This is a genomic window from Pseudomonas sp. AE27 (assembly GCF_037113495.1).
GTDB lineage: Bacteria > Pseudomonadota > Gammaproteobacteria > Pseudomonadales > Pseudomonadaceae > Aquipseudomonas > Aquipseudomonas palmensis.
In genome coordinates, this window is record NZ_CP146966.1 from 5235497 (window position 1) to 5253237 (window position 17741).

Annotated in this window: 16 protein-coding genes; 11 read left to right on the plus strand and 5 right to left on the minus strand. The window is 65.0% G+C overall.

Going from position 1 to position 17741, the window contains the following annotated elements:
• Positions 1–31 precede the first annotated feature (31 nt).
• Entirely contained in the window at positions 32–484 is a 453-nt protein-coding gene (locus tag V9K84_RS23960) for a response regulator (protein WP_088514283.1), read from the plus strand.
• Positions 485–538: 54 nt separating this feature from the next.
• On the opposite strand, the gene V9K84_RS23965 is transcribed toward V9K84_RS23960, so the two are convergent.
• The gene (locus tag V9K84_RS23965) at positions 539–2716 is read right to left on the minus strand and encodes a malate synthase G (RefSeq protein ID WP_043863672.1); all 2178 of its coding nucleotides are present in this window, start codon (positions 2714–2716) and stop codon (positions 539–541) included.
• A 302-nt stretch (positions 2717–3018) separates the two neighbouring features.
• Here V9K84_RS23965 and V9K84_RS23970 point away from each other — a divergent pair, with 302 nt between their 5' ends.
• Positions 3019–3543, plus strand: a complete 525-nt coding sequence (locus tag V9K84_RS23970) for an ACT domain-containing protein (protein WP_043863673.1) — start codon at positions 3019–3021, stop codon at positions 3541–3543.
• Between the two features lie 15 nt (positions 3544–3558).
• Here V9K84_RS23970 and rarD read toward each other — a convergent pair whose 3' ends face one another.
• The 4 genes from rarD to V9K84_RS23990 form a co-directional block, all read right to left on the minus strand.
• Positions 3559–4446: an EamA family transporter RarD gene (gene rarD / locus V9K84_RS23975; RefSeq protein WP_088514284.1), complete on the minus strand. Its 888-nt coding sequence runs from the start codon at positions 4444–4446 to the stop codon at positions 3559–3561.
• A gap of 63 nt (positions 4447–4509) precedes the next feature.
• Positions 4510–5484 carry a serine/threonine protein kinase gene (locus V9K84_RS23980; RefSeq protein WP_088514285.1) on the minus strand — a complete coding sequence of 325 codons (975 nt, stop codon included), beginning with the start codon at positions 5482–5484 and terminating at the stop codon, positions 4510–4512.
• Between the two features lie 166 nt (positions 5485–5650).
• Entirely contained in the window at positions 5651–6406 is a 756-nt protein-coding gene (locus V9K84_RS23985; protein WP_043863676.1) for a TOBE domain-containing protein, read from the minus strand.
• Positions 6407–6465: 59 nt separating this feature from the next.
• The gene (locus V9K84_RS23990) at positions 6466–7203 is read right to left on the minus strand and encodes a ComF family protein (RefSeq protein ID WP_058541819.1); all 738 of its coding nucleotides are present in this window, start codon (positions 7201–7203) and stop codon (positions 6466–6468) included.
• A gap of 89 nt (positions 7204–7292) precedes the next feature.
• Here V9K84_RS23990 and bioB point away from each other — a divergent pair, with 89 nt between their 5' ends.
• From bioB to V9K84_RS24035, 9 genes are all read left to right on the plus strand, one after another.
• A complete protein-coding gene (bioB, locus tag V9K84_RS23995; RefSeq protein ID WP_088514286.1) occupies positions 7293–8351 on the plus strand; it encodes a biotin synthase BioB in 1059 nt (352 codons plus the stop codon).
• A gap of 7 nt (positions 8352–8358) precedes the next feature.
• Positions 8359–9531 (plus strand): 8-amino-7-oxononanoate synthase, encoded by a 1173-nt coding sequence (bioF, locus tag V9K84_RS24000; RefSeq protein ID WP_088514287.1) that lies wholly within the window; start codon positions 8359–8361, stop codon positions 9529–9531.
• Positions 9524–10255, plus strand: coding sequence for an alpha/beta fold hydrolase (locus tag V9K84_RS24005; RefSeq protein ID WP_043863680.1), 732 nt, complete (start codon positions 9524–9526; stop codon positions 10253–10255). Before bioF ends, V9K84_RS24005 begins: the two co-directional genes overlap by 8 nt.
• Positions 10248–11072: a malonyl-ACP O-methyltransferase BioC gene (bioC, locus tag V9K84_RS24010; RefSeq protein ID WP_058541821.1), complete on the plus strand. Its 825-nt coding sequence runs from the start codon at positions 10248–10250 to the stop codon at positions 11070–11072. The genes V9K84_RS24005 and bioC overlap by 8 nt, the downstream gene beginning before the upstream one ends.
• Before the next feature lies 1 nt (position 11073).
• A complete protein-coding gene (gene bioD / locus V9K84_RS24015; RefSeq protein ID WP_088514288.1) occupies positions 11074–11754 on the plus strand; it encodes a dethiobiotin synthase in 681 nt (226 codons plus the stop codon).
• A gap of 119 nt (positions 11755–11873) precedes the next feature.
• Complete coding sequence (locus tag V9K84_RS24020; RefSeq protein WP_043863683.1) at positions 11874–12170, plus strand: hypothetical protein; 297 nt, start codon at positions 11874–11876, stop codon at positions 12168–12170.
• A gap of 268 nt (positions 12171–12438) precedes the next feature.
• Entirely contained in the window at positions 12439–14244 is a 1806-nt protein-coding gene (locus V9K84_RS24025) for a phenylacyl-CoA dehydrogenase (RefSeq protein ID WP_043863684.1), read from the plus strand.
• A gap of 198 nt (positions 14245–14442) precedes the next feature.
• Positions 14443–15726, plus strand: coding sequence for a GGDEF domain-containing protein (locus tag V9K84_RS24030; protein ID WP_043863685.1), 1284 nt, complete (start codon positions 14443–14445; stop codon positions 15724–15726).
• 122 nt (positions 15727–15848) lie between these two features.
• A complete protein-coding gene (locus tag V9K84_RS24035) occupies positions 15849–17627 on the plus strand; it encodes an acyl-CoA dehydrogenase C-terminal domain-containing protein (RefSeq protein WP_088514289.1) in 1779 nt (592 codons plus the stop codon).
• Positions 17628–17741: the final 114 nt, after the last annotated feature.

The following is a 17741-nucleotide window of genomic DNA, read 5'->3' on the forward strand; positions in this document are numbered from 1 at the left end:
ATTCAACGGATATTTTTACGATGGAACAGCCATGCCCGAAGCCGACGACATACTGAGCGAAGCCGAGCGCAAGGCGCTGGCGAGCGTGACTGCGCGCGGGACCGCGCTGCCCAAGGTGCTGATCGTCGAAGACGACAAAGGGTCGCGCGAAGCGCTGGCGAGTTACTTGAAGGCCCATGGCATTCGTTGCCTTGCCGCAGAAAACACCACGGTGGCGTTCGACTACCTCAAGCGCGAACCCAGGATCGGGCTGCTGATTACCGACCTGCGCATGCAGCCGGTGGATGGCCTGGAGCTGATCCGGCAGATTCGCAAATCGGAGGAGGCGGCGTTGCCGATCATCATCGTGTCGGGGGACGCCGAGGTGCAGGACGCGATTACGGCAATGCACCTGAGCGTGGTCGACTTTCTGCTCAAGCCGCTCGACCAGGAGAAGCTGGAAAAGCTGGTGAAACTGGTGAGGCATGAGCTGGGCATCGGCTGAACCCCTTCGCTGGCTTGCCAGCGAAGGGGGGCGTCAGGCAGCGCTGTAACGAGCTTACAGCCCGTTGCGCGCCTTGAACTCGCGACGACGGCGATGCAGTACCGGCTCGGTATAACCGTTCGGCTGCTTCGCACCCTCGATCACCAGCTCGACCGCCGCCTGGAAGGCGATGTTGCTGTCGAAGTCCGGTGCCATCGGGCGGTACAGCGGGTCGTTGGCGTTCTGCTTGTCGACCACCGGCGCCATGCGCTTGAGGCCTTCGATCACCTGCGCCTCGCTGATGATGCCGTGACGCAGCCAGTTGGCCAGCAACTGCGCGGAAATCCGCAGGGTGGCGCGGTCTTCCATCAGGCCCACATCGTTGATGTCCGGCACTTTCGAGCAACCCACGCCCTGGTCGATCCAGCGCACTACATAGCCAAGAATGCCCTGGGCATTGTTGTCCAGTTCGTTGCGGATCTCTTCGTCCGACCAGTTGGTGTCGGTGGCCAGCGGAATGGTCAGGATATCGTCGACCGAGGCCGGCGCACGCTTGGCAAGCTCCGCCTGGCGGGCGAACACGTCGACCTTGTGATAGTGCAGCGCGTGCAGCGCGGCGGCGGTCGGCGACGGCACCCAGGCGGTGTTGGCACCGGCCAGTGGGTGGGCGATCTTCTGCTCCAGCATGTCGGCCATCAGATCAGGCATGGCCCACATGCCCTTGCCGATCTGCGCGCGGCCCTGCAGGCCGGTGGCAAGGCCTACGTCGACGTTGTTGTTCTCGTAGGCACCGATCCACTTCTGGGTTTTCATGGCGCCCTTGCGCACCACGGCGCCCGCTTCCATGGAGGTGTGGATCTCGTCACCGGTACGGTCGAGGAAGCCGGTGTTGATGAACACCACGCGCTCGCTGGCGGCCTGGATGCAAGCCTTGAGGTTGACCGTGGTACGGCGCTCCTCGTCCATGATGCCGACCTTCAGGGTGTTGCGCTTGAGGCCCAGCACGTCTTCGACGCGACCGAACAGCTCGTTGGTGAAGGCGGCTTCTTCAGGGCCGTGCATCTTCGGCTTGACGATGTACACCGAGCCGGTGCGGCTGTTCTTGCGGGTGGTGTTGCCGTTGAGGTTGTGCACCGCAGCCAGGTTGGTGACCAGCGCATCGAGGATGCCTTCGGGCACTTCGTTGCCATCCTTGTCGAGGATCGCGTCGATGGTCATCAGGTGACCGACGTTGCGCACGAACAGCAGCGAACGGCCATGCAGGCTCAGCGAGCCGCCATTGGGCGCGGTGTACTCGCGGTCCGGGTTCATGGTGCGGGTGAAGGTCTGGCCGGCCTTGCTCACGCTTTCGGCCAGGTCGCCCTTCATCAGGCCCAGCCAGTTGCGGTAGATCACCACCTTGTCGTCGGCATCCACCGCGGCCACGGAGTCTTCGCAGTCCATGATGGTGGTCAGGGCGGCTTCCATCAGCACGTCCTTGACCCCAGCGGCGTCGGTCTGGCCGACCGGGGTGCTGGCATCGATCTGGATCTCGAAGTGCAGGCCGTTGTTTTTCAGCAGCACGGCGACAGGGGCCGTGGCATCGCCCTGGTAGCCGACCAGTTGCGCGTCGTCGCGCAGGCCGCTGTTGCTGCCACCCTTGAGGGTGACCACCAGCTTGCCATCGGCAATGCTGTAGCGGGTGGCATCGACGTGGGAGCCGGCCGCCAGTGGCGCAGACTCGTCGAGGAAGGCGCGGGCGAAGGCGATGACCTTGTCGCCGCGTACCTTGTTGTAGCCCTTGCCCTTCTCGGCGCCACCGGCTTCGCTGATGGCGTCGGTGCCGTACAGCGCGTCGTACAGCGAGCCCCAGCGGGCGTTGGAGGCGTTGAGGGCGAAGCGTGCGTTCATCACCGGCACTACCAGCTGCGGGCCGGCCATGCGAGCGATCTCGTCATCGACATTCTGGGTGGAGGCCTGGAAGTCCGCCGCTTCTGGCAGCAGGTAGCCGATCTCCTGGAGGAAGGCCTTGTAAGCCGGAGCATCGTGGGCCTGGCCCTTGCGCGCCTGGTGCCAGGCGTCGATCTGCGCCTGCAGGGTGTCACGCTTGGCCAGCAGGGCTTTGTTCTTTGGAGCGAGGTCGTTGATGATCTTCTCTGCCCCGATCCAGAACTGCTCGGCGTTGACGCCGGTTCCGGGAATGGCTTCGTTGTTCACGAAGTCGAACAGGACTTTGGCGACCTGAAGGCCACCGACTTGAACGTGTTCAGTCATTGCTTGCCTCACTCTGCTCAGCTATTCAGCTCTTGTTTCAACATTTTTGTAGTGCGCGTCGCGGCATACTACATGAAGCGCTGCGCTTGGGAAAATCAGACTAAATACGCCGTTTTGCGACCATTTGGTCGCAAAACGTCGTTCTGGGAGCGGGCATGTTCTCAAAAATCGAGTGAATTGTTCCAGATAAATCTAAAAACAGTACACGATTTGTTGTTCGAGCCCGCTGCGGCAGGTTGCCGCGCCTTGCCTATACTTGATCGGCGCCCCCGGTATTCGGGGGCTGGAGAGAGGACTGGCGCGTGGATCATCTTGTCTTGACCGTGATTGCCCCTGACCGCGCCGGCCAGGTGGAGCGGGTGGCCGAATGCATCGCCGAGCATAACGGCAACTGGCTGGAGAGTCGCATGTCGCGCATGGCAGGGCAATTCGCCGGCATCCTGCGCGTCGCGGTACCGGCCGAATCCTATGACGAACTGGTGGAGGCGTTGCAGGCGCTGGGCAAGCACGGGATTCGCGTGCTGATCGCCGAAAGCGGCATCGAGCCGTCGTGCACCTGGAAGCCGATCGCGATGGAGCTGGTGGGCAACGATCGCCCCGGCATCGTGCGCGACATCACCCGGCTGCTGGCCGAACAGGGGGTGAACCTGGAGCGCTTCAGTACCGACGTGCGGCCCGCGCCGATGAGCAGCGAGCCGCTGTTTCACGCCGATGCGCTGCTGGCCCTGCCGCTGACGCTGTCGCTGGATGACCTGCAACAGCGCCTGGAGGCCCTGGCCGACGACCTGATGGTGGAGCTCAAGCTGCGCCCCGAAGAGTCGGCATAGGGGGTGGCGTAGCGCTCAGGCGCGCCGGCGAATGCTCAGCCAGGCATCCACGCTGTACAGTGCCAGGCCGGCCCAGATGAACATGAACGCCACCAGGGTGCTGCTCGACAGGTGTTCGTCGAACAGCAGCACCGCCTGCAGCAGCACCAGGGTCGGCGCCAGGTACTGCAGAAAGCCCAGGGTGGTGTAAGGCAGATGCCGCGCGGCGGCGTTGAAGCACACCAGCGGTATCAGCGTGACGGGCCCGGCGGCGGCCAGCCACAGCGCGTCGCTGGTGCTGTAGAAGCTGGCCTGGGCGCTGTGGGCCATGGGGTTGAGCAGCAGCCAGCCGATGGCCAGCGGTACCAGCATCCAGGTTTCGACCACCAGCCCCGGCAACGCCGCCACTGGCGCCTGCTTGCGGATCAGCCCGTAGAAGCCGAAGCTCAGCGCCAGTACCAGCGACACCCATGGCAGGCTGCCCACCTGCCACACCTGCTGCGCCACCCCCACTGCCGCCAGGCCTACCGCCACCCACTGCAGGCGGCGCAGACGCTCGCCCAGCAGCAACATGCCCAGCAGCACGTTGACCAGCGGGTTGATGTAGTAACCCAGGCTCGCCTCGAGCATGCGCCCGTTGTTCACCGACCACACATAGGTCAGCCAGTTGCCCGCGATCAGCGATCCGCTCAGGGCCAGGATTGCCAGGCGTCGCGGGTTGTCGCGCAGTTCGCGCCACCAGCCCGGGTGCTTCCAGAACAGCAGCAGGATCGAGCCGAACAGGGCCGACCACAGCACCCGATGCACGATGATTTCCACGGCGGGCACGTTCTGCAGGGCTTTGAAATAGATGGGGAACAAGCCCCAGATGATGTAGGCGGTCAGGCCCAGTATGTACCCGCGGCGCGGGTTGGCGGCTTGCATGCTGATTCCTTGCTTAGGCAGCTATCTAAAACCCGGCTATTGTAGACAGACTGGCAGCAGGTTCTAGAACAATTTCAGCGGCTCTTCGGCCAGTGCGGCGGTCTGCTCACGCAGGGCCAGGACCTGGTCGCCCCAGTAGCGTTCGCTGCCAAACCACGGGAAGCTGCGCGGGAACGCCGGGTCGTCCCAGCGGCGCGCCAGCCAGGCGCTGTAGTGCAACTGGCGCAGGGCGCGCAGCGGTTCGATCAGGGCCAGTTCGCGGGGGTCGAAATCATGGAACTCGTTGTAGCCATCCATCAGTTCGGCCAGCTGGCCCAGGCGCTCGTGACGATCGCCGGCGAGCATCATCCACAGGTCCTGCACGGCGGGGCCCATGCGGCAGTCGTCCAGGTCGACGATGTGGAACACCTCGTCGCGGCACATCATGTTGCCGGGGTGGCAGTCGCCGTGCAGGCGGATGCTCTTGTACGGGGTGCGGGCGTAGGCGTCCTCCACGCGCTTGAGCAGGTCGCGGGCCACCGACTCGTAGGCCGGCAGCAGGCTGCGCGGCACGAAGTTGCCTTCGAGCAGGGTGGCGAGGGAGGCGTGACCGAAGTTGGCCACGCCCAGCGCTTCACGGTGTTCGAACGGGCGCGTGGCGCCGACCGCGTGCAGGCGACCGAGCAACTGGCCGAGGCGGTACAGCTGGTCGAGGTTGCCCGGCTCCGGCGCGCGGCCGCCACGGCGCGGGAACAGTGTGAAGCGAAAGCCTGCATGCTCGAACAGGCTCTGGCCGTTGTGCACCAGCGGGGCGACCACGGGGACTTCGCAGTCGGCCAGTTCGGCGGTGAAGGCGTGCTCCTCGAGAATCGCCGCGTTGCTCCAGCGGCCGGGGCGATAGAACTTGGCGATCAGCGGTTCGGCGTCTTCGATGCCCACCTGGTAGACACGGTTCTCGTAGCTGTTGAGTGCCAGAACACGAGCGTCGCTGAGAAAGCCGATGCTTTCGACAGCGTCCAGGACCAGGTCGGGGGTAAGGGTATCGAAGGGGTGTGACATGGGAACTCCTGCAGCGCGACGGGTGGCCGGGCGTATGAGAGCCATGGTACAGCACCCCGGGGACGCTGCATGCCCCATCGCGGGTCAAGCCCGCTCCCACAAGAAAATCGCTGAACCTGTGGGAGCGGGCTTGACCCGCGATGGGCTGTGCTGCAGCCCCAATAATCTAGAGCGGCGTACCCAGCAGCACATACGCCGGCGAGAACCGCACTGCCACTTCACTGCCTACCGCCACCCGGTTGTCCAGCAGCCACTGCGGCTCGGCAAATGCGCACAGCGTCTGGCCGTTGCTCAGGCTCAGGCGCACCTCGGTAGTCCCTTGCGGGTCATCGATCAGTTCCTGTACCACGGCGCTCAACTGGTTGACCTGCGCCGGCCCGGGCATCGCCACCTCCAGCCAGCCGGCCTTGATCAGCGCCACCACCGGCGTGCCCGGTTCCAGCTCCAGGCGCAAGGTGCTGTCATGGGTGATCTGTGCCTCGATGCGCAACCCCCCGGCCAGGGTCAGCTCCACGGTGTCGATGCGGCCCTGCGCGCGAATGGCGCTGACCCGCCCATGCAACTGATTGCGCGCACTGGTGCGCAGCATCAGGCGCCCGAGCAGGTCGAGATCGTCGGAGTCTTCGGCCGCTTCCAGCACCTGCGCCTGCAACAGTTGCAGCTTCTGGTACAGGCGCAACACCCGCTGCCCCTCCAGCGACAGTTTCGCCCCACCGCCGCCGCGCCCGCCCACGCTGCGTTCCACCAGCGGGCTGGCGGCCAGGTTGTTGAGCTCGTCGATGGCATCCCACGCGGCCTTGTAGCTGATGCCGGCGCTCTTGGCCGCCCGGGTGATCGACCCCTGCTCGGCGATGTGGGCAAGCAGGGCGATGCGTTGCGGGCGACGGACGATATGTTGGGTCAACAGGGCAGGCAGGGACATGGGTGGGCACGCAGTCGGGGCAGGGATGGCCCAGAAAGTGCCCGCCGCCCCGGCGCAAGTCAAGCGCCGCCGGGCTTGGGCGTGCGTGCCAGGCAGTATACGTCCACCCGCGTGGCACCCGCCGCCCGCAACAGGCTGGCCAATGCCTGCGCAGTGGCGCCGGTGGTGAGCACATCGTCGACGATCGCCACATGCTGCCCCCTGATCGCCGCCGAATCGGCCAGGGCAAAGGCGTGGCGCAGGTTGCGCTTGCGCGCCTTGGCCGTCAGCCCCTGCTGGGCCGCCGTTTCTTGCGGACGTTGGAGCAGACGTGGCTCGCAGGCGATCTCCAACTGCCCGGCCAGCCACTGGGCAAGCATCGCAGCCTGGTTGAAGCCGCGTTCGCGCAGGCGTCGGCGCGCCAGCGGTACCGGCAACAGCAGGCCGGGCCGCGGCAGGTCTTCGGCAAAGCGGTAGGCAAGCCAGTTGCCCAGCAGTTGCGCCAGCAATCGGCCCAGCGGCCACTGGCGCTGGTGCTTGAAGCGGGTGATCAGTGCATCCACCGGGAAGCCGTAGTGCCAGGGCGCCTCGACCCGGGTGAAGGCGGGTGGGCGGCGGCTGCACTGGCCGCAGGTCAGGCCCCGCATCGGCAAGGGCAGCGCGCAGGTTCGACAGCATTCTTCCAGCCAAGGCAGTTCGGCCTCGCAGGCCACGCAAATGGGGTGTGACTGCTGGGCAGGTTCATCGCACAGCAAACATGTTTGGTTGATATTTAGCCAGTTGTAAACCAGTTGTTTAAGGTGTGGTTGACAGTGCATGGCGCTTCCTTAACTATGCGAGCTATCCGTGATGCGCTGGCGGGCTTTCCTGTCCCGGCGCCAGTACAAGCCTAAACAAGGAAACACCCATGAGCGCCAGCACAACTGCAACGCTTCGTCACGACTGGTCCCTGGCCGAAGTCAAAGCACTGTTCCAGCTACCGTTCAACGACCTGCTGTTTCAGGCGCAGACCGTTCACCGCGCGCATTTCGACGCCAACCGCGTTCAGGTCTCGACCTTGCTGTCGATCAAGACCGGCGCATGCCCGGAAGATTGCAAATATTGTCCGCAGTCCGGCCACTACAACACCGGCCTGGAAAAACAGAAGCTGATGGAGGTGCAGAAGGTGCTGGAGGAGGCCGCCCGGGCCAAGGCCATCGGCTCCACGCGCTTCTGCATGGGCGCGGCATGGAAGCACCCGTCGGCCAAGGACATGCCCTACGTGCTGCAGATGGTCAAAGGGGTCAAGGCCCTGGGCCTGGAAACCTGCATGACCCTGGGCAAGCTCGACCAGGAGCAGACCGTGGCCCTGGCCCAGGCCGGCCTGGACTACTACAACCACAACCTGGACACCTCGCCGGAGTTCTACGGCAGCATCATCACCACCCGCACCTACGGCGAGCGCCTGCAGACCCTGGCTTATGTGCGCGATGCCGGGATGAAGATCTGTTCGGGCGGGATCCTGGGCATGGGCGAATCGCTGGACGACCGCGCCGGGCTGCTGATCCAGCTGGCCAACCTCCCGGAGCACCCCGAATCGGTGCCGATCAACATGCTGGTGAAGGTGGCGGGCACGCCGCTCGAGAATGCCGAAGACGTCGACCCGTTCGACTTCATCCGCATGCTGGCAGTGGCGCGCATCCTCATGCCGCAGTCCCATGTGCGCCTGTCGGCCGGGCGCGAGGCGATGAACGAACAGATGCAGGCACTGGCCTTCTTCGCCGGGGCCAACTCGATCTTCTACGGCGAGAAGCTGCTGACCACCGCCAACCCGCAGGCCGACAAGGACATGCAACTGTTCGCGCGCCTGGGCATCCAGCCTGAAGCGCGCGAAGAGCACGCCGACGAGGTGCACCAGGCGGCCATCGAGCAGGCGCTGATCGAGCAGAAGAGCAGCGAGCTGTGCTACGACGCCGCCTCCGCCTGAGGTCGCCATGAGCTTTGATCTGAGTGCGCGCCTGGAACAACGGCGCGCTGCGGCGCTGTATCGCCAGCGCCCCCTGCTGCAGAGCCCGCAGGGGCCGCAGGTGATGGTGGACGGCACGCCGTTGCTGGCGTTTTGCAGCAACGACTACCTGGGCCTGGCCAACCACCCCGAGGTGATCGACGCCTGGCGTGCGGGCGCTGAGCGTTGGGGCGTGGGCGGCGGGGCGTCGCACCTAGTGATCGGCCACAGCTCGCCGCACCATGAACTGGAACTGGCCCTGGCACAGTTTACCGGTCGCCCGCGCGCGCTGCTGTTCACCACCGGCTACCTGGCCAACCTGGGTGCGTTGACCGCGCTGGTGGGGCAGGGCGACAGCGTGCTGCAGGATCGCCTCAACCATGCTTCGCTGCTGGATGGCGGGTTGCTCAGTGGTGCGCGCTTCAGCCGCTACCTGCACAACGATGCCGACAGCCTCGGCAAGCGCCTGGACAAGGCCACCGGCAATGCGCTGGTGGTCACCGATGGCGTGTTCAGCATGGATGGCGACATCGCCGACCTGCCGGCGCTGGCTGCCCAGGCGCAGGCCAGGGGCGCCTGGCTGATGGTCGACGATGCCCATGGCTTCGGCACCCTGGGCCGCCACGGCGGTGGCGTGGTCGAGCATTTCGGCCTGGACATGGAGCAGGTACCGGTGCTGGTCGGCACCCTGGGCAAGGCCTTCGGTACCGCCGGTGCGTTCGTCGCCGGCAGTGAGGAACTGATCGAGTGCCTGATCCAGTTCGCCCGCCCGTACATCTATACCACCAGCCAGCCACCGGCCCTGGCCTGCGCCACGCTCAGGAGCCTGCAACTGCTGCGTGACGAGCACTGGCGCCGCGAGCACCTGGCTGCGCTGATCCGCCAGTTCCGTCAGGGCGCCGAGCAGATCGGCCTGCATCTGATGGACAGTTTCACGCCGATCCAGCCGATTCTGATCGGCGATGCCGCAAGGGCCATGCGGCTGTCGGCGATGTTGCGCGAACGCGGGCTGATGGTCACGGCGATCCGTCCACCGACGGTGCCGGCCGGCAGTGCCCGGCTGCGCGTGACCCTGACCGCCGCCCACAGCGCCGCGCAGGTACAGCTATTGTTGAATGCATTGGCCGAGTGTCATTCGCTGCTGGAGCCTGCTGATGCGTGATCGACTGATTCTGTTGCCGGGCTGGGGCCTGGGTACCGCTGCACTGGAGCCGCTGGCCGCGAGCTTGCGCGCCCTGGATGCCAAGCTGCATGTGGAGCTGGTGCCTCTGCCGGAGCTGGATGGCAGTGACGTGCCTGTATGGCTGGATCACCTGGACCGCACGCTGCCTACCGACACCTGGCTGGGAGGCTGGTCGCTGGGCGGCATGCTCGCCGCCGAGCTGGCGGCGCGACGCGGCGATCACTGCTGCGGGCTGGTGACGCTGGGCAGCAACGCCAGCTTCGTGGCCCGTGCGGACTGGCCCCATGGCATGCCGACCGACACCTTCAATACCTTTCTCGACGGTTGCCGTAGCCATACGCAAGTGACGCTCAAGCGCTTCAAGTCGCTGTGCAGCCAGGGCGCGCAGGCGCCGCGCAGCCTGGCGCGGTTGCTGGAGGTGGGGGTGCCGGCAACCGACCCGCTGTACCTGGCCACGGGCCTGGAGGTATTGCGGCAACTCGATACCCGGGCTGCGCTGAGCAACTTCGGCGGCCCGCAGTTGCACCTGTTCGCAGGCAGCGACGCGCTGGTGCCGGTCGAGGCGGCCAAGGCGCTGTTCGAACTGCTGCAGGACGTCGAGGTGGGCATTGTCGAGGACAGCGCCCACGCCTTCCTGCTGGAGCACGCCCAGGCGTTGGCGACCTTTATCAAGACCTTCCTGCACGAGAGTGGCGATGACTGATCTTTCCCTGCCCAGGCTGCCCGGCGCCTTGCCCGACAAGCGCCAGGTGGCGGCCTCGTTTTCCCGTGCTGCGGCCAGCTACGACAGTGTCGCCGCGTTGCAGCGGGCGGTGGGCGCTCATCTGCTGGCGCAGCTGCCCGCCGAGTTGCAACCGCGTTGCTGGATCGATCTGGGCAGTGGCACCGGGCATTTCAGCCGGCACTTGCAGCAACGTTATCCACAAGGGCTGGGTGTGGCGGTGGATATCGCCGAAGGCATGCTGCTGCATGCCCGTGAGCTGGGGGGCGCGCATTACCATGTGGCGGGCGATGCCGAGCGTCTGCCGTTGCGTGATGGCAGCGCCGGGCTGATCTTCTCCAGCCTGGCGGTGCAGTGGTGCGCCGACCTGGCTGCGGTGCTGCGTGAAGCGCAGCGGGTTCTGCAGCCTGGGGGCGTGCTGGCGTTCGCCAGCCTGTGCGTGGGCACGCTGTTCGAGCTGCGTGAAAGCTGGCAGGCGGTGGACGGGCTGGTGCACGTCAATCGCTTCCGCCCTCTGGCGGACTACCAGCGTCTGTGTGCCGACAGCGGGCTGCAGGTGCTCGGGCTGGAGGCCCGGCCCCATGTACTGCATTACCCCGATGTGCGCAGCCTGACCCATGAGCTCAAGGCGCTGGGCGCACACAACCTCAACCCCGGTCGCCCCGCCGGCCTGACCGGCAGGGCACGCATGCAGGGCCTGCTGCAGGCCTACGAGCGCTTTCGCCAGCCGCAGGGACTGCCCGCCACCTATCAGGTAGTCTATGCGGTACTGCACAAGCCGCAGCACCAGGGGGATTGAGATGCATGCTGCCTATTTCATCGCCGGCACCGATACCGATGTGGGCAAGACCACCATTGCCGCCGGCCTGCTGCATGCGGCACGTCTGGCCGGCCTGAGTACCCTTGGGGCCAAGCCGGTAGCGTCGGGCTGCGAGGTGACCCCCAAGGGCCTGCGCAACGCCGATGCACTGGCCCTGATCGCGCAAAGCAGCCTCACGCTGCCCTATGCGCAGCTCAACCCGTTTGCCTTCGAGCCCGCCATCGCCCCGCACCTGGCGGCCCGCGAGGCGGGTGTTGCGCTGAGCGTGCAGGCGTTGCTGGCGCCGATGCGCACGGTGCTGGCGCACAACGCCGATTTCACCCTGATCGAAGGGGCGGGTGGCTGGCGGGTGCCGTTGTCCGATCAGGCCAATCTGTCGGACCTGGCGATTGCCCTCAAGCTGCCGGTGATCCTGGTGGTAGGCGTGCGCCTGGGTTGCATCAACCATGCGCTGCTCAGTGCCGAGGCGATTGCCCGCGATGGCCTGCAACTGGCCGGCTGGGTGGCGAACATCATCGAGCCGCGCACCTCGCGCCTGGAGGAGAACCTGGCTTCGCTTGCCGAACGCCTGCCGGCCCCCTGCCTGGGCCGGGTGCCAAAACTCAAGGTGGCCAACGCCGAGGCGGTGGCCGCATACCTGCAGCTGGATTTGCTCGACTAGGCTGAGTCTATTGAAGGGCACTGTGCCATTAGTGTTTTTGACGGGCCTTTTGCCGGGTTGTCTGCTTCAATAGGGGCCATTGATGTCATCTGTGCCTTCCGTCACCTGGAGAGTTTGAAATGGAAATCTCGGGCAGTTCCGCATTCTATGCCGGCCTGGGCGCCATTCAGAGCGGCCAGAACCGCGTCGATCAGGCCGCCAGCCAGATCGCCAACACCACTGTCGAACGTGCTGCCACCAGCCAGTCCAGCGACTACCAGGCCGAACGCCTGCGCTCGGTCGACCGCAGCCAGCAGATGGACCTGGCCACCAGCACCGTCGAACTTGCCCTGGGCAAGCATCAGGTCGAGCTGGGTGTCAAAGTGGCCAAGGCCTCCGACGAAATGCTCGGCACGCTGATCGATACCTACGCCTGAGCCAGCCGGCGCTCGCACCTCCCCGGTTTTACCCCTACATCCTGACTCGACGCCCTGGCCCAAGGCCGGGCGCCTTGTCGTGCCTGCGTTCTGGCGAGCGGGGCCGGAGCGTAGCCTGCCATGGCAGAAATGCCCTCATGGGGGTGCTTGACAAGGTTTCGGCGTAAACGTATGTTTCAAACAACTGTTTGACCGAAAGCCGCCTAGAGCTGGTCGGTGTATGTCGCGGTCTCCCTATTCAAGGATCCATCAGCAGAGGTTCATCGCTATGCCTGATTACAAAGCCCCCTTGCGTGATATTCGTTTCGTTCGCGATGAACTGCTGGGCTACGAAGCGCACTATCAGAGCCTGCCGGCTTGCCAGGACGCCACCCCCGACATGGTCGATGCGATCCTCGAGGAAGGCGCCAAGTTTTGTGAACAGGTACTGGCCCCGCTGAACCGTGTGGGCGACCTGGAAGGCTGCACCTGGAGCGAGTCGGGCGTTAAGACCCCCACCGGCTTCAAGGAAGCCTACAAGCAGTTCGTAGAAGGCGGCTGGCCGAGCCTGGCCCATGACGTCGATCACGGCGGCCAGGGTCTGCCCGAGTCGCTGGGCCTGGCGGTCAGCGAAATGGTCGGCGAGTCGAACTGGTCGTGGGGCATGTACCCAGGCCTGTCGCACGGCGCGATGAACACCATCTCCGAGCACGGCACCGCCGAGCAGCAGAACACCTACCTGACCAAGCTGGTATCCGGCGAATGGACCGGCACCATGTGCCTGACCGAACCGCACTGCGGTACCGACCTGGGCATGCTGCGCACCAAGGCCGAACCTCAGGCCGACGGTTCCTACAAGGTCACCGGCACCAAGATCTTCATCTCGGCCGGTGAACACGACATGGCCGACAACATCGTGCACATCGTGCTGGCGCGCCTGCCCGATGCACCGGCCGGCACCAAAGGCATCTCGCTGTTCATCGTGCCCAAGTTCCTGCCGACCGCCGAAGGCGGTGTGGGCGAGCGCAACGCCGTTTCCTGTGGCTCCATCGAACACAAGATGGGCATCCACGGCAACGCCACCTGCGTGATGAACTTCGACGCCGCCACCGGCTACCTGATCGGCCCGGCCAACAAGGGCCTGAACTGCATGTTCACCTTCATGAACACCGCTCGCCTGGGTACCGCGCTGCAAGGCCTGGCCCACGCCGAAGTGGCGTTCCAGGGTGGCCTGAAGTATGCCCGCGACCGCCTGCAGATGCGTTCGCTGACCGGCCCCAAGGCGCCGGACAAGGCGGCTGACCCGATCATCGTCCACCCGGACGTGCGTCGCATGCTGCTGACCATGAAAGCCTTCGCCGAAGGCAACCGCGCGATGGTGTACTTCACCGCCAAGCAGGTCGACATCGTCAAGTACAGCCAGGACGAAGAAGAGAAGAAGAAGGCCGACGCACTGCTGGCCTTCATGACCCCGATCGCCAAGGCGTTCATGACCGAAGTCGGCTTCGAGTCGGCCAACCACGGCGTGCAGATCTACGGCGGCCACGGCTTCATCGCCGAGTGGGGCATGGAGCAGAACGTTCGCGACAGCCGCATCTCGATGCTGTACGAAGGCACCACCGGCATCCAGGCGCTGGACCTGCTGGGCCGCAAGGTGCTGATGACCCAGGGCGAGGCGCTCAAGGGCTTCACCAAGATCGTGCACAAGTTCGTCCAGAACAACGAAGGCAACGAGGCCATCAGCGAGTTTGTCGCGCCATTGGCCAAGTTGAACAAGGAGTGGGGCGAACTGACCATGAAGGTCGGCATGGCCGCGATGAAGGACCGCGAAGAAGTCGGTGCCGCCTCGGTGGACTACCTGATGTACTCCGGTTACGCCTGCCTGGCCTACTTCTGGGCCGACATGGCGCGCCTGGCCGCCGAGAAACTGGCTGCCGGCACCAGCGAAGAGGCGTTCTACACCGCCAAGCTGCAGACCGCGCGCTTCTACTTCCAGCGCATCCTGCCGCGGACCCGCACGCATGTGGAAACCATGCTGTCGGGCGCGAGCAACCTGATGGACATGAACGAAGAGCACTTCGGCCTCTCGTACTGAGTCATCGCCTGAAGCAAGAAAGCCCGCCCTTACCGGCGGGTTTTTTTATGCGCCAGTCAGAACCTGAAACGAATACGTGCTAAGCCCTGCTCCTACCCTGCCGTTACAAGTGCTGCCGGCATATTCATCTATTCATGTGCGCTGCCGACACATTAAAGGCACAATGCCATTACTTGATCTGCCGGGTCGGAGATTCCCTTGTTTCGTTTATCCGCTGTACGACTGAGCCATTTTCTGCCGTCACTGTTCCTGCTGGTGTCGGGGCTCGCCGCTGCTTATGTCAGAGACCTCAACGTCTTCTTCACCTCGCTGTTCAACGTGCTGCCAACCCTGGTGCTGCTGCTGGGCGGGGCCTACTGCACGGTCTACCGCCGTCAGCGTGAACTGTTCCTGATGGTCACGGTGTATATCGCCTACTTCCTGCTCGACACCCAGACCGACTACTACCGCGACAATGGCGTGGTACGCCAGGACGCCGCCGTGGTGTTCCACCTGGTGTGCCTGTTGCTGCCCATCCTGTTTGCGCTGTACGGCGCCTGGCAGGAGCGCACGCACCTGTTCCAGGACATGGTGGCGCGCTTTGCCGTGCTGCTGGCGGTCGGCAGCACGGCGCTGGGGCTGGAGCAGAGCTACCCGCAGGCGCTGCTCAACTGGCTCGCGGAAATCCGCTGGCCGGCGCTGCACGGTCAGTGGATGAGCCTGATCCAGCTGGCCTACCCGGTGTTTCTGCTCGCCTTCATCCTGCTGGTGGTGCAGTACCTGCGCGAACCGCGCCCGCTGCATGCGGCGCAGGTGATCGGTCTGATGGGGATCTTCTGGATGCTGCCGCAGACCTTCATCCTGCCCTTCACCCTGAACATCATGTGCAGCCAGGTGATGCTGATGATCGCCGCCGCGGTCTCCCACGAGGCCTACCAGATGGCATTTCGCGACGAGCTCACCGGCCTGCCGGGGCGCCGCGCGCTCAACGAGCGCATGCAGCGTCTGGGGCGCAACTATGTGCTGGCGATGACCGACGTCGACCACTTCAAGAAATTCAACGATACCCACGGGCACGACGTCGGCGACCAGGTGCTGCGCCTGGTGGCCAGCAAACTGTCCAAGGTCACCGGCGGGGGCCGCGCCTACCGCTATGGCGGCGAGGAGTTCGCCCTGGTGTTCGCGGCCAAGACCATCGAGGAATGCCTGCCGCACCTGGAGGCGGTGCGCGAGGTGATCGCCAACTACAATATCCAGCTGCGCAACCAGGACAGCCGCCCCCAGGACGACCAGCAGGGGCGACAACGCCGTGGGGCGGCCGGGGCCAGCAGCGTGTCGGTGACCATCAGCATCGGTGCCGCCGAGCGCCTGCCCGAGCACCGCAGCCCCGATGAGGTGCTCAAGTCGGCCGACCAGGCGCTGTACAGTGCCAAGGGAGCGGGGCGTAACTGCACCATGACCTACGGCCACCAGAGCAAGCGTGGAGCGGTGCGCACGGCGTGACCAGAAGTGACCATATGGTCGCCAGATGACCCTATGTGTCACAAAAGTTGTTAGGTTACACTGGCTCGCAACTGTGTAGCGGCCCTGCGGGGCCGTCCCGACTCAAGGTGTGAGAGGTTGCCATGGCTGACTATAAAGCGCCCCTGCGCGATATGCGCTTCGTCCTCAACGAAGTCTTCGAAGTATCCCGGCTGTGGGCACAACTGCCCGGGCTGGCCGAGGCGGTCGACGAAGAAACCGCACTGGCGGTGCTCGAGGAAGCCGGCAAGGTCACCAGCCAGCGAATCGCTCCGCTGAGCCGCAGCGCCGACGAAGAGGGCTGCCATTGGGACAACGGCGCCGTGCGCACCCCGGCCGGCTTCATCGATGCCTACCGCACCTACGCCGATGGTGGCTGGGTGGGCGTGGGCGGCGACCCTGCCTATGGCGGCATGGGCATGCCCAAGGTGATCTCTGCCCAGGTCGAAGAAATGGTCAACTCCTCGAGCCTGGCCTTCGGCCTGTACCCGATGCTGACCGCCGGTGCCTGCCTGTCGATCAACGCTCACGCCAGCGAGGAGCTCAAGACGCGGTACCTGCCCAACATGTACGCCGGGGTCTGGGCCGGCTCCATGTGCCTGACCGAGCCCCACGCCGGAACCGACCTTGGCATCATCCGTACCCGCGCCGAGCCGCAGGCCGACGGCAGCTACAAGGTCACCGGCACCAAGATCTTCATCACCGGCGGCGAACACGACCTGACCGAGAACATCATCCACCTGGTGCTGGCCAAGCTGCCTGACGCCCCGGCCGGGCCCAAGGGCATCTCGCTGTTCCTGGTGCCCAAGTTCCTGGTCAACCCCGATGGCAGCCTGGGCGAGCGCAACCCGGCCACCTGTGGCTCCATCGAGCACAAGATGGGCATCCAGGCCTCGGCCACCTGCGTGATGAACTTCGACAGCGCCGTGGGCTACCTGGTCGGCGAGCCGAACAAGGGCCTGGCAGCGATGTTCACCATGATGAACTACGAGCGCCTGGGGGTCGGCATCCAGGGCCTGGCCTCGGCCGAGCGTTCCTACCAGAACGCCATCGAATACGCCCGCGACCGCCTGCAGAGCCGTGCACCTACCGGGCCCCAGGCCAAGGACAAGACTGCCGACCCGATCATCGTGCACCCCGACGTGCGGCGCATGCTGCTGACCATGAAGGCACTGAACGAAGGCGGCCGGGCTTTCTCCACCTATGTTGCGATGCAGCTCGATACCGCCAAGTTCAGTGAAGACCGCGAGGCCGGCAAGCGCGCCGAAGACCTGGTGGCGCTGCTGACGCCGGTGTCCAAGGCGTTTCTCACCGATCTGGGCCTGGAAGTGACCGTGCATGGCCAGCAGGTGTTCGGCGGCCATGGCTACATTCGCGAGTGGGGCCAGGAGCAACTGGTGCGCGACGTGCGCATCACCCAGATCTACGAAGGCACCAACGGCATCCAGGCCCTGGACCTGATGGGCCGCAAGGTGGTGGGCAGCGGCGGGGCGTTCTACAAGCTGTTCGCCGACGAGATCCGCCATTTCATCGCCACCGCCGACACGGCGCTGGGTGAGTTCGTCAAACCGCTGGAGACGGCGCTGGACAGCCTCGACGAACTGACCGCCTGGGTGCTCGACCGCGCCAAGGCGAACCCCAACGAAATCGGCGCGGCGTCGGTGGAGTACCTGCACGCCTTCGGCTACACCGCCTATGCCTACATGTGGGCGCTGATGGCCCGCACGGCCCTGGCCAAACAGGGTGAGGACGACTTCTACGCCAGCAAGCTGGGCACCGCACGCTTCTACTTCGCCCGCCTGCTGCCGCGTATTCACTCGCTCAGCGCTTCGGTGAAGGCGGGCAGCGAGTCGTTGTACCTGCTCGACGCGGAACAGTTTTGATCTGACGGCGTCATGTAAGCATTTACTTACATGACGTGGTGACGTTTGGCCTCTTCCGTAAGATTGGATCCACAGCTAATCTTCACCTCATGGACGTCGCGCAGGATGCGCACA

Coding starts and splice junctions, on each gene's coding strand:
- bioC (WP_058541821.1), top strand. CDS start 10,248: ATGACTGATCTTTCCCTGCCCAGGCTGCCCGGCGCCTTGCCCGACAAG.
- V9K84_RS23960 (WP_088514283.1), top strand. CDS start 32: ATGCCCGAAGCCGACGACATACTGAGCGAAGCCGAGCGCAAGGCGCTG.
- bioD (WP_088514288.1), top strand. CDS start 11,074: ATGCATGCTGCCTATTTCATCGCCGGCACCGATACCGATGTGGGCAAG.
- V9K84_RS23985 (WP_043863676.1), bottom strand. CDS start 6,406: ATGTCCCTGCCTGCCCTGTTGACCCAACATATCGTCCGTCGCCCGCAA.
- V9K84_RS24005 (WP_043863680.1), top strand. CDS start 9,524: ATGCGTGATCGACTGATTCTGTTGCCGGGCTGGGGCCTGGGTACCGCT.
- bioF (WP_088514287.1), top strand. CDS start 8,359: ATGAGCTTTGATCTGAGTGCGCGCCTGGAACAACGGCGCGCTGCGGCG.
- V9K84_RS24020 (WP_043863683.1), top strand. CDS start 11,874: ATGGAAATCTCGGGCAGTTCCGCATTCTATGCCGGCCTGGGCGCCATT.
- V9K84_RS23980 (WP_088514285.1), bottom strand. CDS start 5,484: ATGTCACACCCCTTCGATACCCTTACCCCCGACCTGGTCCTGGACGCT.
- V9K84_RS24025 (WP_043863684.1), top strand. CDS start 12,439: ATGCCTGATTACAAAGCCCCCTTGCGTGATATTCGTTTCGTTCGCGAT.
- V9K84_RS23965 (WP_043863672.1), bottom strand. CDS start 2,716: ATGACTGAACACGTTCAAGTCGGTGGCCTTCAGGTCGCCAAAGTCCTG.
- V9K84_RS24035 (WP_088514289.1), top strand. CDS start 15,849: ATGGCTGACTATAAAGCGCCCCTGCGCGATATGCGCTTCGTCCTCAAC.
- rarD (WP_088514284.1), bottom strand. CDS start 4,446: ATGCAAGCCGCCAACCCGCGCCGCGGGTACATACTGGGCCTGACCGCC.
- V9K84_RS23990 (WP_058541819.1), bottom strand. CDS start 7,203: ATGCACTGTCAACCACACCTTAAACAACTGGTTTACAACTGGCTAAAT.
- bioB (WP_088514286.1), top strand. CDS start 7,293: ATGAGCGCCAGCACAACTGCAACGCTTCGTCACGACTGGTCCCTGGCC.